The organism is Fructobacillus evanidus, assembly GCF_963580165.1.
GTDB lineage: Bacteria > Bacillota > Bacilli > Lactobacillales > Lactobacillaceae > Fructobacillus > Fructobacillus evanidus.
Map to the genome: position 1 here is coordinate 189,233 of NZ_CAUZLM010000004.1, position 25,738 is coordinate 214,970.

27 protein-coding genes, 1 other RNA gene and 1 other annotated feature are annotated in these 25,738 nt (G+C 46.0%); all 28 genes read right to left on the minus strand.

Annotation, left to right across the window (positions count from 1 at the left end; translation table 11 throughout):
- Positions 1 to 32: 32 nt before the first annotated feature.
- Positions 33 to 1,028 carry a UDP-glucose 4-epimerase GalE gene (galE, locus tag AABI08_RS04530; protein WP_338343703.1) on the minus strand — a complete coding sequence of 332 codons (996 nt, stop codon included), beginning with the start codon at positions 1,026 to 1,028 and terminating at the stop codon, positions 33 to 35.
- Positions 1,029 to 1,787 (minus strand): acyl-[acyl-carrier-protein] thioesterase, encoded by a 759-nt coding sequence (locus tag AABI08_RS04535; protein ID WP_338343704.1) that lies wholly within the window; start codon positions 1,785 to 1,787, stop codon positions 1,029 to 1,031.
- On the minus strand, positions 1,780 to 2,697 hold the full coding sequence (rsmI, locus tag AABI08_RS04540; protein WP_338343705.1) for a 16S rRNA (cytidine(1402)-2'-O)-methyltransferase: 918 nt from the start codon (positions 2,695 to 2,697) through the stop codon (positions 1,780 to 1,782). The genes AABI08_RS04535 and rsmI overlap by 8 nt, the downstream gene beginning before the upstream one ends.
- Before the next feature lie 6 nt (positions 2,698 to 2,703).
- Complete coding sequence (locus AABI08_RS04545) at positions 2,704 to 3,666, minus strand: DNA polymerase III subunit delta (protein WP_338343706.1); 963 nt, start codon at positions 3,664 to 3,666, stop codon at positions 2,704 to 2,706.
- Positions 3,667 to 3,672: 6 nt separating this feature from the next.
- On the minus strand, positions 3,673 to 3,996 hold the full coding sequence (locus AABI08_RS04550; RefSeq protein ID WP_047974788.1) for a cyclic-di-AMP receptor: 324 nt from the start codon (positions 3,994 to 3,996) through the stop codon (positions 3,673 to 3,675).
- 4 nt (positions 3,997 to 4,000) lie between these two features.
- Positions 4,001 to 4,633, minus strand: coding sequence for a dTMP kinase (gene tmk / locus AABI08_RS04555; protein ID WP_338343707.1), 633 nt, complete (start codon positions 4,631 to 4,633; stop codon positions 4,001 to 4,003).
- A 9-nt stretch (positions 4,634 to 4,642) separates the two neighbouring features.
- Positions 4,643 to 4,909: a YaaL family protein gene (locus AABI08_RS04560; protein ID WP_338343708.1), complete on the minus strand. Its 267-nt coding sequence runs from the start codon at positions 4,907 to 4,909 to the stop codon at positions 4,643 to 4,645.
- A complete protein-coding gene (gene recR / locus AABI08_RS04565; protein WP_047974791.1) occupies positions 4,909 to 5,514 on the minus strand; it encodes a recombination mediator RecR in 606 nt (201 codons plus the stop codon). The genes AABI08_RS04560 and recR overlap by 1 nt, the downstream gene beginning before the upstream one ends.
- 3 nt (positions 5,515 to 5,517) lie before the next feature.
- Positions 5,518 to 7,509: a DNA polymerase III subunit gamma/tau gene (gene dnaX, locus AABI08_RS04570; protein ID WP_338343709.1), complete on the minus strand. Its 1,992-nt coding sequence runs from the start codon at positions 7,507 to 7,509 to the stop codon at positions 5,518 to 5,520.
- Positions 7,510 to 7,555: 46 nt separating this feature from the next.
- An RNA gene (ffs, locus tag AABI08_RS04575) (signal recognition particle sRNA small type) lies at positions 7,556 to 7,642 on the minus strand.
- A 70-nt stretch (positions 7,643 to 7,712) separates the two neighbouring features.
- Positions 7,713 to 8,246 carry a tRNA adenosine(34) deaminase TadA gene (gene tadA, locus AABI08_RS04580; RefSeq protein WP_338343710.1) on the minus strand — a complete coding sequence of 178 codons (534 nt, stop codon included), beginning with the start codon at positions 8,244 to 8,246 and terminating at the stop codon, positions 7,713 to 7,715.
- Positions 8,239 to 8,856 carry a class I SAM-dependent methyltransferase gene (locus AABI08_RS04585; RefSeq protein ID WP_338343711.1) on the minus strand — a complete coding sequence of 206 codons (618 nt, stop codon included), beginning with the start codon at positions 8,854 to 8,856 and terminating at the stop codon, positions 8,239 to 8,241. The genes tadA and AABI08_RS04585 overlap by 8 nt, the downstream gene beginning before the upstream one ends.
- A 75-nt stretch (positions 8,857 to 8,931) precedes the next feature.
- Complete coding sequence (gene rplL / locus AABI08_RS04590; protein WP_047974795.1) at positions 8,932 to 9,300, minus strand: 50S ribosomal protein L7/L12; 369 nt, start codon at positions 9,298 to 9,300, stop codon at positions 8,932 to 8,934.
- Positions 9,301 to 9,350: 50 nt separating this feature from the next.
- Positions 9,351 to 9,869 carry a 50S ribosomal protein L10 gene (rplJ, locus tag AABI08_RS04595; protein ID WP_338343712.1) on the minus strand — a complete coding sequence of 173 codons (519 nt, stop codon included), beginning with the start codon at positions 9,867 to 9,869 and terminating at the stop codon, positions 9,351 to 9,353.
- Between the two features lie 22 nt (positions 9,870 to 9,891).
- Positions 9,892 to 10,010: a sequence feature (ribosomal protein L10 leader region), on the minus strand.
- A 36-nt stretch (positions 10,011 to 10,046) separates the two neighbouring features.
- The gene (gene rplA / locus AABI08_RS04600) at positions 10,047 to 10,739 is read right to left on the minus strand and encodes a 50S ribosomal protein L1 (protein WP_168778869.1); all 693 of its coding nucleotides are present in this window, start codon (positions 10,737 to 10,739) and stop codon (positions 10,047 to 10,049) included.
- On the minus strand, positions 10,739 to 11,203 hold the full coding sequence (gene rplK, locus AABI08_RS04605; RefSeq protein ID WP_047974798.1) for a 50S ribosomal protein L11: 465 nt from the start codon (positions 11,201 to 11,203) through the stop codon (positions 10,739 to 10,741). Before rplK ends, rplA begins: the two co-directional genes overlap by 1 nt.
- A 162-nt stretch (positions 11,204 to 11,365) precedes the next feature.
- Positions 11,366 to 11,935, minus strand: a complete 570-nt coding sequence (gene nusG, locus AABI08_RS04610; protein WP_047974799.1) for a transcription termination/antitermination protein NusG — start codon at positions 11,933 to 11,935, stop codon at positions 11,366 to 11,368.
- Positions 11,936 to 12,028: 93 nt separating this feature from the next.
- The gene (gene secE / locus AABI08_RS04615; RefSeq protein WP_059394065.1) at positions 12,029 to 12,205 is read right to left on the minus strand and encodes a preprotein translocase subunit SecE; all 177 of its coding nucleotides are present in this window, start codon (positions 12,203 to 12,205) and stop codon (positions 12,029 to 12,031) included.
- An 11-nt stretch (positions 12,206 to 12,216) separates the two neighbouring features.
- Positions 12,217 to 12,366: a 50S ribosomal protein L33 gene (rpmG, locus tag AABI08_RS04620; RefSeq protein WP_083994448.1), complete on the minus strand. Its 150-nt coding sequence runs from the start codon at positions 12,364 to 12,366 to the stop codon at positions 12,217 to 12,219.
- 53 nt (positions 12,367 to 12,419) lie between these two features.
- On the minus strand, positions 12,420 to 12,986 hold the full coding sequence (locus AABI08_RS04625) for an RNA polymerase sigma factor (RefSeq protein WP_338343713.1): 567 nt from the start codon (positions 12,984 to 12,986) through the stop codon (positions 12,420 to 12,422).
- 45 nt (positions 12,987 to 13,031) lie between these two features.
- Positions 13,032 to 13,781: a 23S rRNA (guanosine(2251)-2'-O)-methyltransferase RlmB gene (gene rlmB, locus AABI08_RS04630; protein ID WP_047974802.1), complete on the minus strand. Its 750-nt coding sequence runs from the start codon at positions 13,779 to 13,781 to the stop codon at positions 13,032 to 13,034.
- On the minus strand, positions 13,774 to 14,184 hold the full coding sequence (locus tag AABI08_RS04635) for a Mini-ribonuclease 3 (protein WP_338343714.1): 411 nt from the start codon (positions 14,182 to 14,184) through the stop codon (positions 13,774 to 13,776). The genes rlmB and AABI08_RS04635 overlap by 8 nt, the downstream gene beginning before the upstream one ends.
- Positions 14,185 to 14,375: 191 nt before the next feature.
- The gene (locus AABI08_RS04640) at positions 14,376 to 14,825 is read right to left on the minus strand and encodes a hypothetical protein (RefSeq protein WP_338343715.1); all 450 of its coding nucleotides are present in this window, start codon (positions 14,823 to 14,825) and stop codon (positions 14,376 to 14,378) included.
- Between the two features lie 94 nt (positions 14,826 to 14,919).
- Positions 14,920 to 18,573: a DNA-directed RNA polymerase subunit beta' gene (rpoC, locus tag AABI08_RS04645; protein WP_338343716.1), complete on the minus strand. Its 3,654-nt coding sequence runs from the start codon at positions 18,571 to 18,573 to the stop codon at positions 14,920 to 14,922.
- Positions 18,574 to 18,596: 23 nt separating this feature from the next.
- A complete protein-coding gene (gene rpoB, locus AABI08_RS04650; protein ID WP_338344364.1) occupies positions 18,597 to 22,214 on the minus strand; it encodes a DNA-directed RNA polymerase subunit beta in 3,618 nt (1,205 codons plus the stop codon).
- 296 nt (positions 22,215 to 22,510) lie between these two features.
- Positions 22,511 to 23,689 (minus strand): ABC transporter substrate-binding protein, encoded by a 1,179-nt coding sequence (locus tag AABI08_RS04655; protein WP_338343718.1) that lies wholly within the window; start codon positions 23,687 to 23,689, stop codon positions 22,511 to 22,513.
- Entirely contained in the window at positions 23,686 to 24,435 is a 750-nt protein-coding gene (locus AABI08_RS04660; RefSeq protein WP_338343719.1) for an ABC transporter ATP-binding protein, read from the minus strand. The genes AABI08_RS04655 and AABI08_RS04660 overlap by 4 nt, the downstream gene beginning before the upstream one ends.
- Positions 24,432 to 25,433 carry a FecCD family ABC transporter permease gene (locus AABI08_RS04665; RefSeq protein WP_338344365.1) on the minus strand — a complete coding sequence of 334 codons (1,002 nt, stop codon included), beginning with the start codon at positions 25,431 to 25,433 and terminating at the stop codon, positions 24,432 to 24,434. Before AABI08_RS04665 ends, AABI08_RS04660 begins: the two co-directional genes overlap by 4 nt.
- Between the last annotated feature and the right edge of the window lie 305 nt (positions 25,434 to 25,738).

Genomic DNA, 25,738 nt, shown 5'->3' on the forward strand with positions numbered 1-25,738 from the left:
ACTAAAAAAAGGCCTTTTTGGCCTTTTAAACTTTATTTGCGGTCATCATAGCCGTTTGGATGCTTTTCTTTCCAATTCCAAGCAGTTTTGATGATGTCCTTCACGTTATCAAACTTTGGTTGCCAGCCCAAAACTTCTCGAGCTTGCGTTGAATCCGCCACCAAAATATCAGGGTCACCAGGACGGCGAGGGCCAACCTTGGCCTCAATGTTGACACCAGTTGCTTCACGGGCTGCTTCAACCATTTCCTTAACAGAGAAGCCCGTCGCTGATCCCAAGTTAAATTGAGCTGATTTGTTACCCTTAGCCAAGTAATCCAAGGCCAAAATGTGAGCATCTGCCAAATCAACAACATGGACGTAATCACGGACATTGAAACCATCTGGCGTGTTATAGTCATCCCCAAACATTTCGATGTAATCACGTTGACCAGCTGCTGCTTGCAAGATGATTGGCACCAAATGTGTTTCTGGGCCATGGTCCTCACCAATTGAACCATCATCAATTGCACCGGCCACGTTAAAGTAGCGCAAGGCCACCCACTTGATGTCATAAGCTGAATCGGCCCAAGCCATCATCTTTTCCATCATCAACTTTGATTCCCCATAAGGGTTGATGGGGTTTTGTGGGTCAGTTTCCTTAATCGGAATGTTGACTGGGTTACCGTAAGTGGCAGCCGTTGATGAGAAGACAATCTTCTTCACATCAAAGTCCTTCATCACTTCAAGCAAAGTCACCATTCCTGCGGTGTTGTTATCAAAGTACATCAATGGTTCGGCAACGGATTCAGGCACAATTGAGAAGGCTGCAAAGTGAACAACGGCATCGATGTTCTCTTTTTCAAAAACTTCAGACAAAGCCTTCTTGTCGCGAATATCGACTTGGTAGAACTTGGCTTCTGGTGCCACCGCTGCTCGGTGTCCCTTGACCAAATTATCAACAACAACAACATCCTGGCCTTGGTCTAACAACCGACGCACCATGTGCGAACCGATATAGCCAGCGCCACCTAATACTAATACAGACATCTACTTTTCCTCACTTTTTTGTCCGGGTCGATCCATCCAGGTAATCACGGCTTCTGCCGAAATGCCATCTTCTTTGACGACCCGGTGTCTTGATTTATTATCTGCTAAAATTGCTTGCGATTCAACTCGGTGACCGTAATGGACTTCGTTTTCATAACGAATGGTCAAATTAGTCGCCTCATGGTCTTTCAAGAACTCAAAGGGCAACACATCCAGCATCCACTCCAAGTATTTGGAATTGTTAACGTGGCGGTTCCCGTCAATGTCTAAGAAGCGCACTTGATAAGGGCGCCTAACTTGAACATCTTCATCCTTGATTTTATCAACCTTGACCATCTTGTCTAAACGACGGACCTCTTGCCCACCATAAGGAACCACAAGATCCTCTGGCAAACGCTTCATTCGCCTAGTCTCTAGGTCAATCAAAGCCCAAAGGGAATCAATGTCAATAATGACCTCACCATTTGCGTCCTTAAAGTAAAAACCACGCATGGCGAAGTAAGAAGACCATTCCCCGGCCTTGGTCTCAATCGTAATTTTCTCACCTAATTTGGGCCGACGGATAATCTTTAAATCGTATTGTAAAATGACCCAACCCAAACCGCGCTTATCAGTTTCAGTATAGCCAACGTTCAAGTGCTCCCCTTGAAGCCGTGAGCACAAGATGGCCAGATTCAAGACCATTGGTAATGAAAGCTTTCGTGTCAAATCAACCTGATAGTACTCAACAGGTCGTGTAATTGAAAAAATATCAGCCATGATCTTCCTCGATTTGATGATAAATTTTATAAACCTCTTGCCGGTTTAATCCCCGGTCCTTGGCCACCTGCTTGATGGCTTGATTGGGCTTTTGCCCGGCCGTCACTAACTCTGCCACCGCTTGATCAACAGGAAGGTCAGCTGTTTCAGCCAAGACCTGTGCATCCTCTTGCTGTGGTTCGGCCATTTCTTTTAGGTCTTCAGCGCTAGCGCCTGCAACCATCAAGACAAATTCCCCACGGGCCTGATTTTCAGCCAGCCAGTCCGCCAACTCTTTCGTAGTCCCGCGCAAGAATTCCTCGTACCGCTTTGTTAATTCCCGGGCCAAGACGACTCGGCGATTGGGGCCACAAACCGTTAGCAAGTTTTCCATCGTCGCCTTCAGGCGATGAGGGGCCTCATAAAAAATCAGCGTCTCTGGTCGACGAGCAAGATCCGCCAAAGCGGCCTGCTGCTCACCCTTTTTTCGTGGTAAGAAACCATGAAAATAGAAAGGCTGCGGCACTAGGCCAGAAGCAATCAGGGCCGTAATGCCGGCTGAAGCACCTGGCACGGGCACAACTGGAATTCCAGCAGCAATTGCTTGAGCCACTAACTCTTTCCCCGGGTCTGAGATGGAGGGCAAGCCCGCATCTGAAACCTGGGCAACCGACTGTCCTGCCAAAAGGTCTTGAACAATTAGTGGCGCCTTTTCCTGCCAGTTATGTTCATGAAGGGCAGTCTTTTTAGTATGGATATCGAAGTAATTCAATAATAGCTGTGTGTGTCTTGTATCCTCGGCAGCAATCACATCAACGGTCGACAGCACTTCGATTGCTCGATTTGACATATCCTGAAGGTTACCGATTGGTGTGGCAACGAGATACAGCGTCCCCGTTTTTTGTTCTGCAAAACTTTTTTGTACCTGCATATCATCCTATCCCAAGGCTATTGTGATTTCGAGCCCTAGCTTTTCTAACCGACTTTGCCAAGAAATATTAACGTTTTTCAATTGGTCGGTTTGCAAAATCAGCTTTCCCACCGCTAACAGCTGTTCAGGTCGATAGCGTTTAACCATTTCCTTATAAAAACCAAGCAACTGCGGAAAAGCCAATTGGTTTTGGTCAACATAAGAATAAACGGCTAAATCGCGACCGAGCGACTGGAGCCATGCCAAAACCTGATTTTCCTGGTCCTTAGCAGTCACCAAGGGCAAAAGCTGTCCCTGTAGGTAAGCCATTAAGGCGACATCCTGCGTCATTGCCAGCTCAAACCACTTGAAAACCTTCGTCTGGGCCTCCTTGGTAAAGGCCTCCTTCGCAACCTGGCTATCCAGGTTGACTTGGTCGGAAGCCTGTAGGTTCACCAACTGGGCGCGCGACCGAATCGTTGCCAAGACATCGCTGGCTTTGTTTGCTAAAAGCAAAATCAATTGCGGTCCCGCCGGCTCCTCGATAAACTTCAACAAGGAATTGGCCGCGGCTGTTGTTAACGTATCCGCCTGGTCAATCACGAAAATTTTCCGCTGTCCTTCCAGGGCGGTTGTCGTCAGCTCTGGGACCAGGGCCCTGATTTGCGCAATTTTAATCGCTGCTCCCGGTTTTTCGGGTAAAACGGTCACAAAATCAGGATGGTCAAAGGCTGCCAAACGTTGCTTCGTCAACTCATCTTGGCCAAGAACAAAGGAAGCCAACGACTTCGCCAAGGCAATTTTTTCAGCATTTCCAACACCAGCTAACAAATAAAGGTGTGAAAGTCGGTCCTCTGCGACCGCTTGCTCAAAATGGCGGTAATTAGCCGGGTAGGCCGCTTCTGCCATTGCCTGGAAGTCTTGGTCAACAAGAGCCGGTTCGGCGGTATTTTGGGCTGTTTGACCCTTGTTACTGTTTTTTTTAGCCATTAAAAATTAGAACTGGTAGAAATCATCAATTGTCTGCGTGAAGACAGTGGCACCACCCACTTCGACTTCAACTGGGAAAGCACCTGTCCGCTCTCCCTCAACGCTAATTGGTGGTACCATAAATTGCTTCCGCTTTTGTGAAATATCCTTAATAATTTGCAGTACTTCCTCGACCCGGTCCTCATCAATAGCAATGATGAAAGTCGTGTTACCTGACCGTAAGAAGCCACCGGATGTGGCGAGACGGGTTGCTTGAATCTTAGCCTTGACGAAGGCGTTGGCTAACTTTGTTGCATCTTTATCTTGAACAATGGCATTGACTAATTTCATCTTTTTACCTCCAATAGGTCGCTAGGACCTGCTTGACTTCTTCAATTACAGCTTGAACATCTTGGTTGGCGTTGACCAGCTTGATTCGTTCGGGACTTTTTTCCACCAATTCCAAATAAGTTTGACGGACCGTCTGATGGAAAGAAAGTTCCTCTTCATCCAGTCGGTCAATCTTGCCCTTTCGATTGGCAAAAATCCGCTCCAGCCCAACCTCAACCGGCAAATCCAAGTAAATCGTTAGGTCTGGTAGTTGTCCCTGCGTGGCAAAGGCATTTAATTCAGCAATCCGGTCAACCCCAAGACTACGCCCACCACCTTGGTAGGCCAGTGACGAATCAAGGTATCGGTCTGACAAAACGACCTTCCCCGCAGCAATGGCCGGCTGGACGGTTTGGACAAGGTGCTCACGCCGAGAAGCGGCATAAAGCAGTGCCTCCGTCCACGGATCCATCGCTGGCTTCGTTTTTTCTTGGAGAAGCGTTCGAATTCCTTCGGCCACTGGTGTCCCACCGGGTTCTCTGGTTACTAAGACATCCGCCTGAGCTAATTTTGCTAAGTACGGACGCACCGCCTCAATCACCGTGGTTTTTCCTGCGCCTTCTGGACCCTCAAATGATAAAAAATGCATCTCGCTCATGGGAAGCTCCTATTCCTGTGGCTGTTGGTAAATCAACGGTTGCTTCGCTACCGCTTTGCGGCGCCGAGCCTCATTGTAAAGATACGAAAACTTCGCCTTATCGACTGCCGTTTGGGCCTGAATCATATGCCCGTTGACCCGCGAATCAACCAATGCCGTTTCGGATTCTTGCGCTTGGTGATATTCTAACCGCGCTTGATTAATTTGACTTAAAAGCAATTCGTCAAACTCTTCTTTAAGAAAACCTGTATTCACTTTTTTCTTTTTATTAAACATTAGAGCTCATTTCTGCCTTCGATGGACTTAATCAAGGTCAGTTGGTCCGCATAATCGATATCAGCTCCAACCGCTAAGCCAGTAGCTAGTCGAGTCACTTTAATATTGGCTGGCTTCAAAAGCCGGGCCAAATACATCGCAGTGGCTTCACCATCGGTATTGGCGTTTGTCCCAACAATGACTTCTTGAATCTGTTCATCCTTTGAAAGGCGTTTAATTAAAGATGGCAGATTAATATCCTCTGGCCCCGTTCCGGCACTGGGAGAAATCACGCCATTTAAGACATGATACAGTCCGTGGTATTCCCCCGTCTGCTCCATTGCCATCACATCCTTTGGATTTTGTAAAACCAAAACCGTACTCTGATCACGGCTGGGATCGGAACAAATGGCACAGGGATTTTCATCCTTTGTTGTTATATTACCGCAAATTTCACAAAATGTAACTGATTCTTTCGCCGTTGCCAAGGCGTTTGCAAAGGATTTAACATCCTCTTGGTCCATCCCCAATGTGTAAAAGGCTAACCGGCTGGCAGTTTTTGCCCCAATCCCCGGTAACTTCGAATATGAATCGATTAATTTTGCAATTGGTTCTGGATATTGCATGTCCTATTTTCCTTCATCATCTGTTTTGGTCACAACGACCAAATCGTCCCCAAAGAGGTCCTTGGCTTCTTGTACTAAATCAGGACCCTGGTTAACATTTTCTTGGTCCGCCACCTCAGTCACTGCAGCCACCTGGTCGTGGTTAGCTTCTAAGACAGTTGGGGTCAAGTCAGCGAGCGAAATCTCGATTTTTTGTCCCGACCGCAAGGCTGCCACGTAAGCAGCCCGGTCATTTTGCCATTCGTCTTTGCTCCGTAAGACCAAGGTTTCGGGCAACTGATTTTCCCGCAATGCTGCTGCCAAATTAGCCAGCAAATCGGTATTCTGTAAACTGGCGTCCATAATGGCTGGAAAATCAAAAGCCAAAATCAAGGCCTGGTCAGAAGAGGCCATTGGTTCAACCGTCTGCAAGACCGCCTGGTCTTTGACTGCAAAGCCCTTGACTAAGTCAGGCCAGATGTTTTGTGCCTGTGTCAGCCGTTCACGCTTTGCTTGAGACAAGACCGCTTGAACGGGCTCTTGACCGGTATAAACTGTTGGTAATGCTCGAGAAACTGGTTCTTTGGCTTGGCTGACTTGTTCTTGAGTGTCCGCTGCGCTTTGCGTTGGCTCTGCTACTGGCCGGCTTACCTCAGGTTCAACTGGTGAACCCGGTTCTTCACCGGCAAAATCGGCATCCGCCATTAAATCAGCGTTCTGATCTGGCCTTGTGCTTGGTACTGCGTTCTGCTGAACCGGTTGGTCAACAGCTGCGGTATTAGCCGGTCGGACTTGTACTCTTTCCGCAACCTTGGCACCACTCGCTGTCGCTTGCTTCGTTTCCACAGGCTCAGCAGTAGCTGGCTTATCCTGAACGGATGCATTTGCCTGAGCAGTTGGTTTGCCTTGTTTCTCATTTGCGCCATTCATCAGCGGTGTTTGAGTCGACTGACCCTTTGAGGTTGGCTGGTTTTTTTCTTGGTCTGAAAGCGTCAACTTGACCGTTAAGATTTCAAGGTAAATATCGCTTTGCTGTGAGGCCGCCAATTGGGTTTTAACATCGTCGATAACAACGAGCATTTGCTGCAACTGGTCTTGAGAGATTTTGCTTTTAAAGGCCTTTAACTCTTCTACCTTGCTGGTTGCCTTGACCAAATCCGGTGCTAAATCAACCAGCATCACATCCCGCAGGGTAGCCATCAAATCAGCTAGGAAGCGATTAGCATCCTTTCCTGCCAACAAAATCGCAGACAAAGTGGCCAAAGCGGCCGCTGTATCCCGGTCTAATACCTGATTTAAGTAAGTCAGTAATTGATCGATTTTGACCGAACCGGTGACTGTTAGCGCGTTTTCGAGCGTAATTTTTTCGGGACCATAGGCAATCACCTGGTCCAAAATGGACAAAGCATCGCGCATTCCACCTTCTGCGGCAGTTGCCACAACATCTAAGGCCTGGTCTTCATATGCCTGATTTTCCTGGTGTAGGATTTCAATCATGCGGTTCTTAATCGTTTCGTTTGAAAGGCGCTTAAACTCGAAGCGCTGTGTCCGCGACAGGATGGTAGCGGGCATTTTTTGCACTTCAGTTGTCGCCAAAATAAACTTTACCTGAGCCGGTGGCTCCTCTAAAGTCTTTAAAAGCGCATTAAAGGCCCCCGTCGATAACATGTGGGCCTCATCAATAATATAAATTTTAAACGGTGCTTCAATCGGCGCGTAATTAGCCGAATCTCGAATGGAGCGGATTTCATCAACCCCGTTGTTTGAAGCCGCATCAATTTCAATAATGTCAGGGTGGGACTCATTTGCCTGGTCTTGGCCAATGCCGTTGACTTCACGAGCAAAAATCTTAGCCGCTGAGGTCTTTCCGGTCCCTCGCGGACCCGAGAATAGGTAGGCGTGACCCGTTTGCTTCTGCTCGATGGCGTTCTCGAGCGTCTTGGTAATCACTTCCTGGCCGACCATTTGCTCAAAAGTCCTTGGCCGGTACACCCGGTAAAGTGCTTGATATGCCATGGTGGTCCCCTCCCTTACAAAAAAAGCCGCCGTTTGGCGGTTTTACTATGTATACAAGCACAAGGTTAATCAATCTTAGAGCTGCTACATTTCTGTCCTGACTCGGTTCGAAAGGCAACCCTTGCCTGCACTGTTATTATAGCGAAATATCAGGTTTTTAGCAAGCGTTTTCCAGAAGAAAAATCAGCCTGGAAACCTGATGATTACTCACTTTCGGTCAACTTTTTCAATTCCTTTGCCGCTCGCTTTTTTGCCTTTTGCTTTTGGCGAATTTCTTGAAAAAAGTCCTTCAATAAAGCCTTGGATTGATCAGCCTTCACACCGACATAAGTTTTGACTTGATGGTTTAACCGCTCGTCCTCAAAGACATTATAGAGAGACGAGACAGCCCCCGCTTTTTGATCTTGAGCACCATAATAGACCAGTGGAATCCGAGCATTAATAATGGCCCCCGCGCACATCAGGCAGGGTTCTAACGTCACAAAGAGTGCCGTATTTTCCAGTCGCCAAGTACCGAGCTCCTGATTTGCCTGGTTAATCGCCAATAATTCAGCATGACTACTGGCCTCTTGATCAATTTCTCGCCGGTTGGAACCGGTCGCAATCACTTGCCCGTCTTTGACAATCACGGCGCCAATTGGCACTTCGCCAATTTCACCGGCCCGCTTCGCTTCCGCTAAAGCAATATCCATAAAATAAGCCACTTGATCAGAGCTTAAAGTTGGGATTTCAGCCATTGACTGCCTCCAAGACATAGTAGCCCTTATTTTTACCGACAATCGAAACGTCATCGAAAACAGCTTTGAGATTCTTTTGAGCTGATGGTGCGCCCTGCTTTTTTTGCAAAACGGCTAGTAGCTTCCCACCCGGTAATAGATGATTTTTGGCTTCCTGAAGCATCGCTGTCACTACCGGCTTACCAGCTCGAATTGGCGGATTGACCAAAATTAAGGCATATTGGTCCTGAATGCCTTCGTAAATATTGGATTGAAAAATCTTCACCTGGCTGCCCACCCCGTTTTTGTTGGCATTCTTTTGGGCCAAATCAAGAGCGCGCTGATTAACATCAACCATGTCAACATTCTTATTCAGCGCCTTGGCAATAGCAATCCCCACTGGACCGTAACCAGTTCCCAAATCCAAGACCCGACCAGCTGGAAAATCAGTTTCCGCTGCGACAGAAAGCATCGTCCGTGTCCCAAAATCCACCGTTCTCTTAGAAAAAACGCCGGCATCCGTCGTGAAATGCAAATTATTGCCTAAAAGTTCAAAATCAAAATCCTGATAGTCATGGGCTGCATCTGGTTGCGCCGTGAAGTATTGTTCACCTGAAATTTTTTCCGTCATTGCGTTGTTATCCTCTGCTCTTATTTTACTAAAATATGTACAAAAAAAGAGCCCCTAAAGGCCCTTTTTCTAAGATTACTTCAAAGTAACTGAAGCACCGGCAGCTTCCAAAGCTTCCTTCAATTCGTTAGCATCGGCTTCGGCAACGCCTTCCTTAATAACAGAAGGTGCGTTGTCAACCATGTCCTTAGCTTCCTTCAAGCCAAGACCAGTTGCTTCACGAACTGCCTTGATAACCTTAACCTTAGCAGTACCTGCTGAAGTCAATTCTACGTCGAAGTCTGACTTAGCAGCTGCGCCGTCGGCACCAGCAGCACCAGCAGCGGCTACAGGAGCAGCAGCTGAAACGTCAAATTCTTCTTCGATAGCTGAAACCAAGTCAGCCAAGTCCAAAATTGTTGCATCCTTCAATGATGCGATAATCGCGTCTTTATCAAAAGCCATGATTAATTCCTCCAATTAGTTTTTAAATAGTTTGTAATTTATAGTTATGCTTATTCAGCAGCTGGGGCAGCTTCTTCAGCTTCCTTCTTTTCCTGCAATGCCTTAACAGCATAAGCGAAGGAACGGATTGGGAACTGGAATTCGGCCATCAACTGACCAAGCAAACCTTCGTGAGAAGGCAATGAAGCGTACTTGTTGATTTCATCAATACCAGCAATACTTCCGTCAACAACACCACCCTTAATAACGAGCTTGTCATTTCCGTCAGCAAACTTCTTCAAAATGCGGGCTGGGGCAACAGCGTCGTCGTTTGAGAAGGCAACGGCTGATGGGCCAGCAAACAAATCGTTCAATTCTTCGAAACCGGCTTCCTTAGCAGCACGTTCCAAAACCTTGTTCTTGATAACTTCCAAGACAACGCCTTCTTCACGCAACTGTGAACGCAAGTCAGTTGATTCGGCAACAGTCAAACCACGAGGGTTGACAACAACAGCGGCTGAAGCGGCCTTAAATTGATCGGCAACTTCTGAGACCTTCTGTGCTTTGATTGCAATAGCTTGTTCACTCATATGAAATTCTCCTTTCAAAGATTTTTTTGCAAAAGAAACCCGCCTGCAAAAGACAGACGGGTAAAGTTAATTGATAACTTCCTCGGCAGGATATTAAGGTGCAAGCACCACCTGAGTCTTAGGCAAAATTGATTTTATTTACTTATTTATCTTAGCAGTTTTCAGCTAGGCTGTCAATTAAAGAGAAGCCAAGTCCAAAGTAACTGCAGGACTCATTGTTGAAGACAAAGCAACGTTTGAAACGTAAGTTCCCTTAACAGCTGCAGGACGAGCCTTCAAAACAGTGTCAGCAATTGACTTGATGTTTTCAGCCAACTTTGCATCGTCAAATGATACACGACCAACAGTAACAGCAACGTTTCCGTCACGGTCAGTACGATAAGTCACTTGACCACCCTTAGCATCTGAAACAGCCTTGGTAACATCCATGGTTACAGTTCCAGTCTTAGGGTTTGGCATCAATCCCTTAGGACCCAATGCACGACCAACACGACCAACTTGTGCCATCATGTCAGGAGTTGCCACAGCAACGTCAAAGTCTAACCAGCCATCTTGGATGCGTTGTACCAAGTCAGCAGCACCAACAACGTCAGCACCAGCAGCTTCGGCTTCCTTTGCCTTGTCGCCTTGAGCAAAGACAACAACAGTCTTGTCCTTACCAGAACCGTTAGGCAAAACAACAGCACCACGGAGTTGTTGGTCAGCTTGACGAGTGTCAACGTTCAACTTGAAAGTAACTTCAACTGATGCGTCGAACTTTGCGTATGAAACTTCCTTCAACAAAGAAATTCCGTCTGCCAATGCGTAAGCCTTTTCAGCTTCAACCTTAGCAGCAGCTTCTAAATACTTCTTACCATGCTTTTGTGTCATTATTCTGCGTCCTCCTTGATTGCTGTTCCTTCAACAGTCAAGTCCACACCGTCGACCGTAACACCCATTGAACGGGCTGTTCCTTCGATCATCTTCATGGCTGCTGTTACGTCGTTGGCATTCAAATCTGCCATCTTGTTTTCAGCAATTGCACGAATTTGGTCCAAGGTTACGTTACCGGCCTTAGTACGGTTAGGTTCACCAGAACCCTTACCAACAATCTTCCGCAATTGGTCAGCTGCTGGTGGAGTCTTAGTAACGAATTCGAATGAACGATCATCGAAAACTGAGATTTCGACAGGGATTGTTGAACCAGCTTGGTCAGCAGTCCGTGCGTTAAATTCCTTAGTGAACTGTGCGATGTTAATACCGGCTTGTCCCAAGGCAGGTCCAACTGGTGGAGCTGGAGTTGCTTTGGCAGCGGCAATTTGCAGTTTCACAACATTGATAACTTTTTTAGCCACGATATATTTCCTCCTCGTGTTGTGGTAGAACGTAGCTTTAGTGCTACTTCCACGCATGTCTTTGACATACCAGAGTAGTATAACAAAAAAAGCGCCCCAAGTAAAGGACGTTTTTTCTGAAATCCCGTTAACAAAGGCATTTGTAACTGGTCTAAACTTTAATTAAAAGTTTGTATCGATATCATTGAAGCCAAGTTCAGTTGGTGTTTCGCGACCAAAGACTTCAACCGTTGCTTCAACTTCTTGCTTTTCATTGTCAATGGCACGGACAATTCCTTCCATCCCGTTGAATGGACCAGCAACAATCTTGATTGTTTGGCCAACTTCGATGTCCAAGTCAACAGTTGCTTGACCAGTCATACCCATTCGCTTCATCAGCAATTCGACTTCTTCAGGTAACAAAGAATTAGGCTTTGATCCAGCTCCGTGAGAGCCCAAGAATCCAGTAACGCCTGGCGTGTTACGAACAACGTACCAAGCTTCATCGGTCATGTTGCCATCTTGTGGAGTGGCCATTTCGACCAAAACATAACCAGGAAAATCGTTTTCGATAGAAGTCTTTACTTCACCGTCTTGAACAGTCGAAACCTCTTGTTCCGGCACCAAAATACGGAAAATTTGGTTGGCCATCCCCATCGTTTGTGTTCGTGATTCCAAGTTTGCTTGGACCTTGTGTTCGTAACCTGAATATGTGTGGACAACGAACCAAGCTTTTTCGATTTCTTCAGTCATGGTTATTTTGGGCGAACGCCCTTCCTCCTTGAATTGCAAATAAAAAAGAGTCTGCTGACTCTTTTAACTGCCTTTAGTATACTATATTCCGACTTATCGTGCCAAGAACAAATTAACACCTTGTTGCAGGAGCCAATCTGATGCACCGATAATGATGGCGAAAACGATTGAGATGCTAATCACAGCAACCGTTTCCTTTGTCGTTTGTTCCATTGACAGCCAAGAAACTTTGCGCATTTCTGCAGCGACATTTTTAAAGTATGTAATCATGGTTTACTACCTCACTTTGTTTCTCGGTGGAGCGTATGCTTTCCGCAATGGGGACAAAACTTTTTCACGCTCAAGCGCTCAACCCGTCCCTTTGCCAGGGTGACGGTGTAATTTCTTGATCCACAGACCTCACAGGCCAATGATGCTTTTTGACTTGGCATAAAGTTACCTCACTAACTAGCATCATAGCATCTTTAGGCCTGATTTTCAACATTCACTCGTAGAGTCGCCGTAAATAAGCCTGTTTCAATCGATATTGAACCCTGGTAACTTGGTGATTCGATTCATGTGGTTGCAATAGGATTTGCCCATCGCCAATCAGAAAACCGATAATTTTTGCCACTTCACTGTTACGACAGTTTAAAACTTCCACTAGTGTCTCGCGGGCAATACATTGTTGTTCTGGCGTTCCCGTTGGTTCAGTAACCACTACCGGCAAGTCTTGGCCGGCATCGAAATGCGTCATCGAGCGGTTAAACATTTCCTGTTTCGTATTTTGTTTACGAATATAGTCAATGGCTCGGTTACGTAAAGAAGCCATTAAGTAAGTTGAAAATTTCGCTCTCGCCGTGTATACATTATAGCGTTTTAAACAATTTAACAGAGCTTCTAGAGCATCGGCTTCCCAGTCATCTGCTCGGCAAACATTCGTCAAATAATTACCGTAAACTAACCAAACCATCCCCACATGACGATGATAAAGCGTGGCAAAGGCCTCTTCATCACCCTGTTGTGCTAAGAGCACCTCGTAACTCCCTTCCCTCAACTGCATTTTTTCCATTAAAAAAGCCTCCTTTTTCAGGGGGCTTTGTGAACACAAGGGCCCTTAGAGAGGGTGCCTTGAGCTATATCCTTGATAAATTAATAAACTAGCAGCCACGCTGGCATTCAACGACTGAACGTGACCAATCATCGGAATCGTTAACATACCGTCAACCTGTTTTTTCAGCAAGGGTGAAATCCCCTTCCCTTCATTTCCAATGACCAGCGCCGTAGCACCTTTGGCGTCCCATGTTCGATAATCTTGTCCGGCCATGTCGGTACCAAAAATCCAAACGCCACGTTCTTTCAATGTCTTGACCGTTTGCACCAAGTTTGTCACACGACAAACCGGTACGTGTTCGATTGCACCAGTTGAACTTTTGGCCACCGTCCCAGTCAGCTGAACTGCCCGACGTTTGGGAATGATAACACCGTGGACACCCGCTGCATCAGCCGTTCGCAAGATGGAGCCAAGGTTATGGGGATCTTCGATTTCATCCAAAATCAAAAAGAAAGGGTCCTCATTTTTGCTCTTGGCCTTATCAAACAGGTCGTCTAAGCTGGCATAAGTAAAGGCGGCTACTGACAAAACCAAGCCCTGATGGTTGCCACCGTCGGCTAACTCATCCAATTTTGCTTTAGGCGCTTGTTGAATAACAATCCCCTGTTGCTTGGCTAATTGACTAACTTCCCGCTCTACTTTTGGCTGTAATCCAGGTTGCAACCAAAGCTTATTAATCGCTGTTTTCTGTTTTAAGGCCTCAACAACGGCGTGGTGACCGTAAATAAAGGCTGGTGCTTGCTCATTAGACATTGTTCGTTCTCCCGCTTTCAACTTGGTCGAAAATCCATTCCATAATTGTCTGTAAACGCTCTTCTTGCTTAGACAAGTATAAGTAACCAATCATCGCTTCCACACCAGTCGAAATCCGGTATGCCACAACGTTGGTATTTTTAGCCTTGGTATATGATTTGGCATTGCGACCACGCTTAAAGTAAATTAATTCATTTTCCTTCAACAGCTGATCATTTTCCATCAATTGATACAAGGCGGCGTGTGCTTTGGCTGAAACGTAGTGCCGCGACTTTTTCTGTAAGTCGTTCACCTTTGTTAAGCCCATGGCGACCAGGTGATTGCGGACCGTTAATTCATAGATTGCATCACCAATATAGGCTAAAGACAGCCCATTCATTTGTTCATAGTCGAGTTGTTCCATTCAAAATCCTTTTCAATTTTGGTCCAACTAGGCTAACTACACCTAGACAGTACCAAGTTTGTTATGGCCCAGCAAGCAATCAGGCTAATGTTGTCCTGATTTGACAAAATTGGGGCCTAAATAACATCTCTTTTAAAAGACAAAACACTCGTTTCAGCCGAAAATTCACTGGCCGATAACGAATGATTGACTTAGCGCTTATTCTTTTGTTGACGCATTCCTTGCACCATGCGAATTGTCCACATTGACAAAAAACCAACAATAATCGCCGCAATCAGATGAATCGCAATTTCACCTTGTTTTTGAATTGGCCAAAATAAGAGTGAAATAATCATCAAAACAGTCGCCGTAATCATCGCCTGTTTCCATTGTGACCAAGTGGTCACCTGGTATTGGTTATGTGGAATCGATTGCGGGAACAAACGAAATTGGATTTGTTCACCAATTGGACTAAATGCAGCGGCATAGAGAATCGCGAAAAAATAAACAAACCAATTTTGATTATAAGCCTCGTTACCGGTTTCAATGCGGACGAACAGCAAGATTAACAAGAGCACCACCGGAATGACCGCCATTGCCCAAAGTTGTTTTTTATTCAGCTTTTGGATCCAATCAATCCAGTCAATTTTTACTTTTTTCATGCTTGCCTCGTTTTTAAATCTACTCTTAGTCTACCGTACTCAGAGACTTTGGACAATAAAAAAACCAGCTTTCGCTGGTTTTCCCATGATTCTTTTATTCTTGACCGTCAATCGTTTGGGCGACTTGGTCCAAAGATTGAATATCTTTTTCTTCTGGCTGGTCAACAACTTCACCAACAACTTCTGGCTTAATCTTCCGATATTCAGCCATTCCAGTACCGGCAGGAATAATCTTACCAATGATAACATTTTCCTTCAGACCGACAAGTGGATCGTTCTTGCCACGGATAGCAGCATCCGTCAAGACACGAGTTGTTTCTTGGAATGAGGCGGCTGACAAGAATGAATTTGTCTCCAAGGCAGCCTTTGTGATTCCAAGCAAGACAGGACGAGCCGTTGCAGGAACCTTACCAGCAAACAAAGCTGGTTCGTTAGCACGCTTGAAATCAGCGATATCCATCAAAGTTCCAGGCAACAAATCAGTTTGACCCGGATCCATAACACGTACCTTACGCAACATCTGACGAATCATCACTTCGATGTGCTTATCAGAAACTTCGATACCCTGCAAACGATAAACCTTTTGGATTTCTGACAACATATATGATTCAGCAGTCAACGTATCTGTTACGGCCAACAATTCCTTCGGGTCAATTGGTCCTTCGTTGATAGCATCACCACGGTTAATCATGTCGCCTTCACCAAAGCGCATCCGAGCAGCCAAAGGCAATGTGTAGGTGCGAGTATCAGTCTCACCTTCAATTGTGACTTCCTTGGTGCGTTCAGCTGGATTTTCCTCAATGGTCGTAACCTTACCAGTTACTTCAGAAATTTCAGCACGTCCCTTAGGGATACGAGCTTCAACAATTTCTTGCACACGAGGCAAACCTTGCGTGATATCGTTTCCACCGGCAACTCCACCCGTGTGGAAGTTACGCATGGTCAACTGCGTACCAGGTTCCCCGATTGATTGAGCGGCAACAGTACCAACGGCTTCACCAACTTCGACTTCTTCACCAGTAGCCAAGTTACGTCCGTAATCCAAGACAGAAACACCGTGCTCTGTCGTTGATGTAAAGACAGAACGGATAGTGACTTCTTCGATACCTGCAGCATCAATCTTCTTCGCTGCAGTTTCATCAATCATTTCATTGCGAGCGACAATCTTTTCACCTGTTTCAGGATCAAAGACAGTCTTCATAGCGTAACGACCAAGAATTCGGTCATACAATGGTTCAACCACTGAGCTACCATCAACAATGGCCTTAACAGCAACACCACGGTCAGAACCGTTGTCGTATTCACGAACGATAACGTCCTGAGCAACATCAACCAAACGACGAGTCAAGTAACCTGAGTTGGCCGTCTTCAAGGCCGTATCAGACATACCCTTACGAGCACCGTGGGTTGAAATAAACATTTCCATAACCGTCAAACCATCACGGAAGTTTGATGTAACTGGCAATTCGATAATCTTACCACCAGGTCCGGCCATCAAACCACGCATTCCGGCCAACTGAACGAAGTTCGAGATGTTACCACGAGCACCTGAATCCTGCATCATGTAGATTGGGTTACGAGTGTCGAAAGTAGCCATCAATTCGTCTTGGATAACATCCTTGGCCTTTGACCAGATATCAATAACACGTTGGTAACGTTCTGAATCTGTAATCAAACCACGACGGAATTGCTTTGTTACTTGTTCAACTTCAGCGTGCGCATCAGCCAAAATCTTTGGCTTGTCAGCCAATTCCGTAACATCGGTCATGGCAACTGTCAAACCAGATTGGGTTGAAATGTCATAACCCAAGTCCTTCATGCGGTCCAAAAGCAATGACGTTTCCGTCACCTTGTAACGCTTGTAGACTTCCGCAATGATGTCAGACAAGAAGCCCTTCTTGAATGGCTTAATGATTTCACGATCTGCTAAGAATTCGTGAATATTCTCCCCTGGTTCCATAAAGAAGTCATCAGAAACTCCTTGGAAGTTATCATCAGATGGTTCGTTGATGAATGGGAATTCAACTGGCAAGATTTCGTTAAAAATCAGCTTACCAACTGAGGTTACCATAATCTTCGACCGTTGGTCGTCAGTAAATGGCTTCTTTTCTGAGAATGAAGAAGTCTGGATACCAACACGAGTTTGATAGTGAACTAACTTGTTAGCAAAGGCGATACGCGCTTCATCAACAGATGAGAAGATCATGCCTTCACCTTCACGACCAGCTTCTTCAGTCGTCAAGTAGTAGTTACCAATCACCATATCCTGTGAAGGAGCGACGATTGGCTTTCCATCCTTTGGTGCCAAGATGTGGCCAGCGGCCAACATCAGCAAACGAGCTTCCGCTTGCGCTTCATCAGACAAAGGCACGTGAATGGCCATCTGATCACCATCGAAATCGGCGTTATACGCTTCACAGATCAATGGGTGCAAACGCATCGCCTTTCCTGAAACCAAGACCGGTTCAAAGGCCTGAATTCCAAGACGGTGCAATGTAGGTGCTCGGTTCAAAAGAACTGGGTGTTCCTTGATAACGTCTTCCAAAACGTCCATGACGTCTTCGTCGGCCTTATCAATCTTACGCTTAGCTGATTTCACATTGCCAGCAAGGCCACGCTTCGTCAATTCGCGCATGATAAATGGACGGAACAATTCGATTGCCATTGGACGTGGCAATCCCATTTGGTTCATCTTCAAGAATGGACCAACATCGATAACAGAACGTCCTGAGTAATCAACACGCTTACCCAACAAGTTCTGACGGAAACGTCCTTGCTTTCCCTTCAACATGTGAGACAAAGACTTCAAAGGACGGTTACCAGGACCAGAAACAGGACGGCCACGACGACCGTTATCCATCAAGGCATCAACGGCTTCTTGCAACATCCGCTTTTCGTTTTGAACAATGATGCCTGGGGCATGCAAGTCAAACAAACGCTTCAAACGGTTGTTACGGTTGATAACACGACGATACAAATCGTTCAAATCAGAAGTGGCAAAACGGCCACCTTCCAATTGAACCATCGGACGCAAGTCAGGTGGGATAACTGGAATAACATCCATGACCATCCACTCTGGCTTGTTGTCTGATTGCAAGAAGGCCTCAATAATGTCCAAACGACGAACCGCACGAACACGCTTTTGACCAGTTGCTTCTTGCAATTCATGCTTCAAAGCATCGGCTTCGCCAGCCAAATCAACATTGGCCAACAATTCCTTCACAGCTTCGGCACCCATGCCGGCCTTAAAGTTTGCACCGAATTCCTTCTTGTAGTCACGGTACTCACGTTCAGTCAGCAACTGCTTCTTTTCAACAGGAGCATCCCCTGGTTCAACAACGACATAAGAAGCGAAGTAGATAACTTCTTCCAATGATCGAGGTGACATATCCAAGACCAATCCCATTCGTGATGGAATTCCCTTGAAGTACCAGATGTGGGTAACTGGGGCAGCTAATTCAATGTGACCCATGCGTTCGCGACGAACCTTGGCAGAAGTAACTTCAACACCACAGCGGTCACAGACGATTCCCTTATAACGGATCCGCTTGTACTTTCCACAAGCACATTCGTAATCCTTTGTTGGGCCAAAGATTCGTTCATCGAACAAACCATCTTTTTCAGGCTTAAGAGTACGATAGTTAATCGTTTCTGGCTTCTTGACTTCTCCATGAGACCAGTCATGAATTTGATCAGGTGAGGCCAGACCGATTTGCATACTCTCGAATTTATTAACATCGATTGCCATCTATTCGGTCACCTTTCTTTTAATTATTCTTGTTCATCAGTAGAGTTTTGACCAGCGTCTTCTTCTACCTTATCAAAGGCTACCTTAACTTCTTCGTCATCGCGGTTAAGCAAATCAGGGTTCGTACGAGCCAACTTTTCCAAAGCATCAACTGGCAAGACTGAATCGTCTTCGTCCATCTGCTTCAATTGAACGGCTTCACCTTCGTGGTCCAAGACACGCATGTCAAGACCCAAGGCTTGCAATTCCTTCACCAAGACACGGAATGATTCCGGCACACCTGGCTTAGGGATGGCATCGCCCTTAATGATTGATTCATAAACCTTGACACGACCCGCAACGTCATCTGACTTGTAAGTCAAGATTTCTTGCAAGGTGTAGGCAGCACCGTAGGCTTCCAAAGCCCAAACTTCCATTTCTCCGAAACGCTGTCCACCGAACTGAGCTTTTCCACCCAATGGCTGTTGCGTAACAAGAGAGTAAGGGCCGATTGAACGGGCGTGAATCTTATCGTCGACCATGTGGGCCAACTTCATATAGTGCATCACACCAACGGCAACGCGCTTGTCAAAGGCTTCACCAGTTTGTCCGTCATAAACAACAGACTTACCATCTCGTGGCAAACCAGCTTCGGCCAATGCTTCTTCGATTTCATCATCTGAAGCACCATCGAAGACAGGGGAAGCAACGTGGATACCTAACTTCTTAGCGGCAAATCCTAAGTGCAATTCCAAAACCTGTCCAATGTTCATACGTGATGGCACACCCATGGGTGACAACAAGATGTCGATTGGTGTTCCATCTGGCAAGTATGGCATGTCTTCTTCAGGAACAACGACTGAAACAGTACCCTTGTTTCCGTGACGACCGGCCATCTTGTCACCGACTTGAATCTTACGCTTCTGAGCGATGTAAACACGAACCATCATGTTGACACCAGGAGCCAATTCATCACCATTTTCAGGTGTGTAAATCCGAACGGATTGCACAACCCCGCCACCACCGTGTGGTACCTTCAAAGAAGTATCGCGAACTTCACGAGCCTTTTCTCCGAAGATGGCGTGCAACAAACGTTCTTCGGCTGACAAATCAGTCACACCCTTTGGTGTTACCTTACCAACCAGGATGTCGCCATCCTTAACCTCGGCACCAACACGGATAATTCCGTTTTCGTCCAAGTCCTTCAACTGTTCTTCACCAGTATTAGGAATTTCACGTGTAATTTCTTCAGGGCCAAGCTTTGTATCGCGGGCCTCTGAATCGTATTCTTCAATGTGAATTGATGTATAGACGTCTTCACGAACCAAACGTTCGTTCAAGACAATGGCATCTTCGAAGTTATAACCGTGCCAAGTCATAAAGGCAATGACTGGGTTTTGTCCAAGGGCCAATTCACCCTTTTCCATTGATGGACCATCGGCCAAGACCTGGTCACCATCGATTTGTTCCCCAACCTTCACGATTGGCTTTTGGTTATAGTTCTTACCACCGTTTGAACGGCGGAACTTCATCAATTCGTAGGTATCCAATTGACCATCTTCGCGACGGACACGGATTTCCTTGGCATCAACGTATTCAACTTCACCTGGCGCAGTTGAGATAATCGCAGCACCTGAATCGTGAGCAGCCTTATATTCAACACCGGTACCAACGATTGGGGCGTGTGGGTCGAGCAAAGGCACGGCCTGACGCTGCATGTTGGCACCCATCAAAGCACGGTTCGAATCATCGTTTTCCAAGAAAGGAATAACTGATGTTCCAACAGAAACAACCTGCTTTGGCGAAACGTCGACATAGTCAATCTTTTCGATTGGCGTTTCGATGTTTTCTTCACCAAAACGAGCCATGGCTGTCTTATGAACGAATGAACCATCGTCTTCCAACTCCGTGTTGGCTTGGGCAACGATATAGTTATCTTCTTCATCGGCCGTCAAGTAATCAATCTTTTCGGTAACCTTGTGAGTTCCCCAATCAACACGACGGTATGGCGTTTCAATAAAGCCATACTTGTTGATGCGACCATAAGTGGCCAAAGAGTTGATCAAACCGATATTAGGACCTTCGGGCGTTTCAATTGGGTCAATTCGGCCATAGTGCGTGTAGTGAACATCTCGAACTTCAACACCGGCACGGTCACGAGTCAATCCACCAGGACCAAGGGCCGACAGACGACGCTTGTGGTTCATTTCACCCAACGGGTTTGTCTGATCCATGAACTGTGACAACTGTGATGAACCGAAGAATTCCTTCACCGCTGCAACAACTGGACGAATGTTAATCAATTGTTGTGGCGTAACAGTCGCAGCATCCTGGATTGACATCCGTTCGCGGACAACTCGTTCCATTCGTGTCAAACCAATGCGGAACTGATTTTGCAACAATTCCCCAACGGAACGAATACGACGGTTTCCCAAGTGATCGATATCATCAACCTGGCCAACACCTTCTTGCAAGTTCATGAAGTAGTTCATTCCTGCCAAGATATCAGCTGGACGAACATTATGTTCGTCTTCAGGCAAGTGACCATTACCAATCAAAAGCAAAGTCTTGTCTGGATTTTCAGGTGATTCAATCTTAATTTTTTGCAAGACAACTTCGTCTTGCAAGACAGCATCACCAGATGGTGTGTAAGTAACTGTCTTAAAGTCTTCCCGATCCAAGAATGGTGCCAACTTAGCCATCACAGCCTTATCAACAATTGTTCCCTTTTCGGCAATAATTTCACCAGAATCAGGGTCGGCCAATGTTTCGGCCAAAGTCTGATTCAACAAACGATTCTTCAATGATAACTTCTTGTTAATCTTGTAGCGACCAACAGGTGCCAAATCGTAACGCTTTGGATCGAAGAAACGAGCAACCAACAAAGCACGTGATGAGTCAGCCGTCTTTGGTTCACCCGGACGCAAGCGTTCGTAGATGTCCTTCAATGACTCTTCAACACGAGAATCAGACATGTTCTTGTGAACATCCTTTTCCAAAGTCATGTTCAAAGCGTCATAGCCGTCTGAGAAGATATCAATGATATCAGAATCTGAACCGAAACCAAGGGCACGGACCAATTCCGTCATCAACAACTTACGTGTCCGGTCAATACGAACGTTAGCAATTCCCTTTGCATCCGTTTCGTATTCCAACCAAGCGCCACGGTTTGGGATAACTGTTGTCCCGAAGTGTGGACGGCCGTTCTTGTCAGCTTCTTGGTTGTAGTAGATTCCAGGTGAGCGAACCAACTGTGAAACGATTACTCGTTCGGCACCGTTGATGATGAACGTTCCTTGTTCCGTCATCAATGGGAAGTCACCAAAGAAGACGTCTTGTGACTTGATTTCGCCAGTTTCATGGTTCGTCAAACGCAACGTCACGTGCAATGGTGCTGAGTAGTTCGCATCGTGTTCACGAGCTTCATCGATGTTGTACTTTGGTTCCATCAATTGATAGTCCACGTACTCCAAAGACAAGTTACCCTGGAAGTCTTCGATTGGCATGATGTCGTTAAACATCTCCTTGATTCCTTCATCTAAGAACCATTGGTAGGATGCCAGTTGTACCTCGATCAAATTTGGAAGATCCAACACTTCTTTAATGCTGGCGTATGATCGGCGGGTACGATATTTACCATAATTTACTAAATGTCCTGCCACAGTATCACCTCGTCTGTTATTCACTGTTTACTAGGGAAAAATATTACAATTTGATCACAATTTGCGAAATCAAGCCCTTATTTCGGCCACAAAGGCACAAAAAAAGCAAGCCACGTTTCTGTTGCCAAGAGCGGGCATTGCCTGATATAAGGGCGTTGAGTGGACAAGAGATCACCAACTGCCATATTTATTTACAGTGTTTCTGATTACTATTGTACCGATTATCAAAGAAAAAAGCAAGGCCAAATCCCGCTATCCACCAGGTTCCGCCTTGCCTTTAATTTGAATTCACATCGTTATGATTTTCCCATGTCCCACTGGGCCAAGAAAGAATCTTTATCCGCCAAATCCGGCAAATACTGTTCATTAAAGTCTTGCAGATTCTTTTCGGGTTTTAAATCAGTAAAGAGTTCTGGATACAAACTCTTGGCCATATACTCTATTAAGACATAGTCCTTCATCGTTCGCATCAAATGATTATCTAAAGCATACAACTGGCCACTTTGAACGGCTTTGAGCTGGCTAAAGCCAGGCCGTTGCGCTACTAATTTGGCCAAGCTTTGTTGCGTTTGCTTTGGACTAATGCCATAACCAACCTTCAAGGAAACCGAGCGTGGATCGGCATAGTTGGTACCATCGATAAAGATCACGTCTGGGTCCTGTGCAAACAAGAACTCTGGATTGACATCCCCCATGGTCTTGATTTGATCACGGTAGATATTATCTGCACCCGCCGCCTTGGCCAACGTGCCCATCAGCATCCCATCACCGTAGGCCTTACCATATTCGGCAAAAGAAGCCCCCGAGGACCGCTGTTCCACATAAACCCGCTTCTTTTCTTTCACCAACTTCAGCCGTTGCGCCACATTCGTGATGTGGCGTTGATAATTCTGATTAAGCGCCTTAGCGCGGTTTTGTGTATCAAAGATCTGACCAAGAATGGTTGTTGACTGATAATGGGCGGCTGGGCTTAGGTCCGTATAGTCAATGAAGACAACCGGAATTCCCAACTCGTCCAAGTGCTTAATATTTGCTTCACCAATGCCATCGTATTGGTAGTTCGCCAAGATGACGACGTCGGGGTTCAAAGCAATCAACTTTTCAATATCGAAACTGCCCTTCAATGTTGAACCAACGTCTTGGACTTTGTCAAAGCCTGCAGACCGTTCCTTCAAGAGATTGTACAAAACACCGGAATAATTGGCCGTATCAAAGGTCGATGTTGCCACCACCTTTTCAAAGGCATCCGGGCCGGCAACCGATAACAAGTTTTGATAATAATAAGGGTAGTAAGCTCGCGTAACCTTTTTAGGCACCCGCACCTTCCGGCCACGAACATCCTCAATCACTCGCGTCGCCACCGTCATTGTTTCCCGTTGACGGTCTTCCAACCCTTCCAACGCCTTAATACCTGCAATTCCAAGGAAGAAGCCGGCGACAACAATACTCCAAGAGAGGGCTTTTTTGATTTTCATCGTGCCCCCTCCTCAATCGGTCGTAACGGAATAATGGCCAAGTGCTGATCAGCCGTTTCCTTCATTTCTAATTCAACGCCATACAAGGCCTCTAACCGGTCCTTTTGCAAGGCCTGGTCTGGATCACCCGCGGAAATCAGCTGACCAGCCTGCATCAGATAAAGGCTATCTGAAAAGCGGGCAGCCAGGGTCAAATCGTGGATAACAATGATGCCCACAATCTGATGGCGGTGAACATAGCGTTGTAGCGTTTGCAAGTACTGTAACTGCTTTTTAATATCCAAAGCGGAAGTCGGTTCATCAGCGATAATGACCGTTGGTTGTCGGACCAAGGCCTGGGCCAAAACTACTAATTGTTGTTGACCACCAGAAAGGTCAGCAAACTGTTGGTCGGCCAAATCGCTAATTCCTAATTCATCCATGACCGCTTCAATCGCTGCTAGCTGATCATCGTTCACCCGAAAGGACAAGTCACCGTACAGCCCCAACAAAATAAATTCAAAAACCGTAAAATATTGGTCGGCCGTGACCTTTTGCGGGATATAGGAAATTTTATCGTCTTTGGTAAAGGTTACCTGGCCCTCTTTTTTCTCAAAACCCAATAGCGCCTTGAGAAAAACGCTTTTACCAGAACCGTTGACACCAATAATGGTCGATAAGTGCCCATCTTCGAAGCGACAATTCACATCCTTTAGGATTGACTTCGCTTTCTTTTGAACCGTAAGGTTCTCAACTAAAATCGTCATGAGCGCTGCCCCTTTCGAATAGCCACCAGGCACATGAATGGCACGCCGACCAAACTAGTGATGATACCAACCGGAATAATCGTACCGGGGATTAAAGCTTTGGAAACGATGGCCGCTAGTAGCAAAACCACAATCCCCATAATGGCCGATCCGATAATCGTAAACCGGGCATCGTTACCGACAAGCATTTTGACAAAGTGTGGTGCAATCAAACCGATAAAGCCAATCGTGCCAACAAAGGAAATGGCCACAGCTGTTACCAGCGCCGAAGCAAAGAAAATTAAAAGACGTGTTCTTTTGACGTTGACACCCATCGACTGGGCACTCTCGTCCGACAGCTGCAACAGGTTCATTTCCCAACTTTGTCGATAAATCAGTACCAGCACAATGTAGAGGACAACAAAGACCACTAAGACGCTATCCCAGGAAGACCGCGATAGGTCACCTAGGCTCCAGGTTGTCATTCGTTGGGCATTCCGTTCACTCGCAAAATACTTGGATAATTCCTGCAAGGAGGTAAAAAACAAATTAATCGCAGTCCCCACCAAGATAATCGTGTTCATGCTTACCTGACCCGCCGAAAAAATCAGCAAGATGACCGCACTCCCCAAAAAACAGAAAAAAATAGCACTCGCCTGAACGTTCGCTTGGCCAAAGACAAACGGGAAGCCCGATAGAATACTCAGCGAAGCGCCAAAACTAGCGGCCGATGACAGCCCCAAAGTAAAGGGGGTGGCGATTGGATTTTTCAGCATATTCTGCATGCATAATCCAGCTAATCCCAAGGACGCACCAACTAAAGCTGCAGTCAACGTTCGAGTTAAGCGCATCTTGAGGACAACGCCCGCCAATTCCGGCTGCTGGCTCGCTACATTCGTCCCCAGAAAGGACAACGCGCCAAAACCATGATAGATATCAACTATCACTAAAGAGAAGGCCAAAAGGCCCATCAGGAGGAGTAACAAAACTTTGCGGCGATTCTTTTCTTGATATGCCATCGTTAGGTCCCTTTCTGTTCGAAAACGGTGGTATGTCATGGATCCATGAACTTTGTTAAGACTTTTACTAAGTATCCACTATACGGAAAGTGGCCATTTCTGTCAATCAAAGTCAAGAACAACTTCTTTAAAAAGACGCAAAAATTGTTATCGAAAACGTGTTACATCAGCGCCTAAAACCGATTTAAATAAATGGCAGATTCTATAATTAATTCGAACGATAATTGAAAAACAAAAAACCCAAAGAATTCTTTACAATGGTAGTTGCTAGACAAACCATGAGGAGAAATTCTTTGAGCTATTCA

Excerpts from the sequence above, each read along its gene's own strand:
- AABI08_RS04665 (WP_338344365.1), bottom strand. The coding sequence starts at position 25,433 with ATGGCATATCAAGAAAAGAATCGCCGCAAAGTTTTGTTACTCCTCCTG.
- recR (WP_047974791.1), bottom strand. The coding sequence starts at position 5,514 with ATGCAATATCCAGAACCAATTGCAAAATTAATCGATTCATATTCGAAG.
- secE (WP_059394065.1), bottom strand. The coding sequence starts at position 12,205 with ATGATTACATACTTTAAAAATGTCGCTGCAGAAATGCGCAAAGTTTCT.
- dnaX (WP_338343709.1), bottom strand. The coding sequence starts at position 7,509 with ATGGCATATCAAGCACTTTACCGGGTGTACCGGCCAAGGACTTTTGAG.
- AABI08_RS04655 (WP_338343718.1), bottom strand. The coding sequence starts at position 23,689 with ATGAAAATCAAAAAAGCCCTCTCTTGGAGTATTGTTGTCGCCGGCTTC.
- rlmB (WP_047974802.1), bottom strand. The coding sequence starts at position 13,781 with ATGTCTAATGAGCAAGCACCAGCCTTTATTTACGGTCACCACGCCGTT.
- rplJ (WP_338343712.1), bottom strand. The coding sequence starts at position 9,869 with ATGAGTGAACAAGCTATTGCAATCAAAGCACAGAAGGTCTCAGAAGTT.
- AABI08_RS04660 (WP_338343719.1), bottom strand. The coding sequence starts at position 24,435 with ATGACGATTTTAGTTGAGAACCTTACGGTTCAAAAGAAAGCGAAGTCA.
- AABI08_RS04585 (WP_338343711.1), bottom strand. The coding sequence starts at position 8,856 with ATGACGGAAAAAATTTCAGGTGAACAATACTTCACGGCGCAACCAGAT.
- rpoC (WP_338343716.1), bottom strand. The coding sequence starts at position 18,573 with ATGGCAATCGATGTTAATAAATTCGAGAGTATGCAAATCGGTCTGGCC.
- AABI08_RS04635 (WP_338343714.1), bottom strand. The coding sequence starts at position 14,184 with ATGGAACAACTCGACTATGAACAAATGAATGGGCTGTCTTTAGCCTAT.
- AABI08_RS04535 (WP_338343704.1), bottom strand. The coding sequence starts at position 1,787 with ATGGCTGATATTTTTTCAATTACACGACCTGTTGAGTACTATCAGGTT.
- AABI08_RS04640 (WP_338343715.1), bottom strand. The coding sequence starts at position 14,825 with ATGAAAAAAGTAAAAATTGACTGGATTGATTGGATCCAAAAGCTGAAT.
- AABI08_RS04545 (WP_338343706.1), bottom strand. The coding sequence starts at position 3,666 with ATGGCTAAAAAAAACAGTAACAAGGGTCAAACAGCCCAAAATACCGCC.
- rpmG (WP_083994448.1), bottom strand. The coding sequence starts at position 12,366 with ATGCCAAGTCAAAAAGCATCATTGGCCTGTGAGGTCTGTGGATCAAGA.
- rplA (WP_168778869.1), bottom strand. The coding sequence starts at position 10,739 with ATGACACAAAAGCATGGTAAGAAGTATTTAGAAGCTGCTGCTAAGGTT.
- rsmI (WP_338343705.1), bottom strand. The coding sequence starts at position 2,697 with ATGCAGGTACAAAAAAGTTTTGCAGAACAAAAAACGGGGACGCTGTAT.
- tmk (WP_338343707.1), bottom strand. The coding sequence starts at position 4,633 with ATGAGCGAGATGCATTTTTTATCATTTGAGGGTCCAGAAGGCGCAGGA.
- tadA (WP_338343710.1), bottom strand. The coding sequence starts at position 8,246 with ATGGCTGAAATCCCAACTTTAAGCTCTGATCAAGTGGCTTATTTTATG.
- rplL (WP_047974795.1), bottom strand. The coding sequence starts at position 9,300 with ATGGCTTTTGATAAAGACGCGATTATCGCATCATTGAAGGATGCAACA.
- AABI08_RS04560 (WP_338343708.1), bottom strand. The coding sequence starts at position 4,909 with ATGTTTAATAAAAAGAAAAAAGTGAATACAGGTTTTCTTAAAGAAGAG.
- nusG (WP_047974799.1), bottom strand. The coding sequence starts at position 11,935 with ATGACTGAAGAAATCGAAAAAGCTTGGTTCGTTGTCCACACATATTCA.
- AABI08_RS04550 (WP_047974788.1), bottom strand. The coding sequence starts at position 3,996 with ATGAAATTAGTCAATGCCATTGTTCAAGATAAAGATGCAACAAAGTTA.
- galE (WP_338343703.1), bottom strand. The coding sequence starts at position 1,028 with ATGTCTGTATTAGTATTAGGTGGCGCTGGCTATATCGGTTCGCACATG.
- AABI08_RS04625 (WP_338343713.1), bottom strand. The coding sequence starts at position 12,986 with ATGGAAAAAATGCAGTTGAGGGAAGGGAGTTACGAGGTGCTCTTAGCA.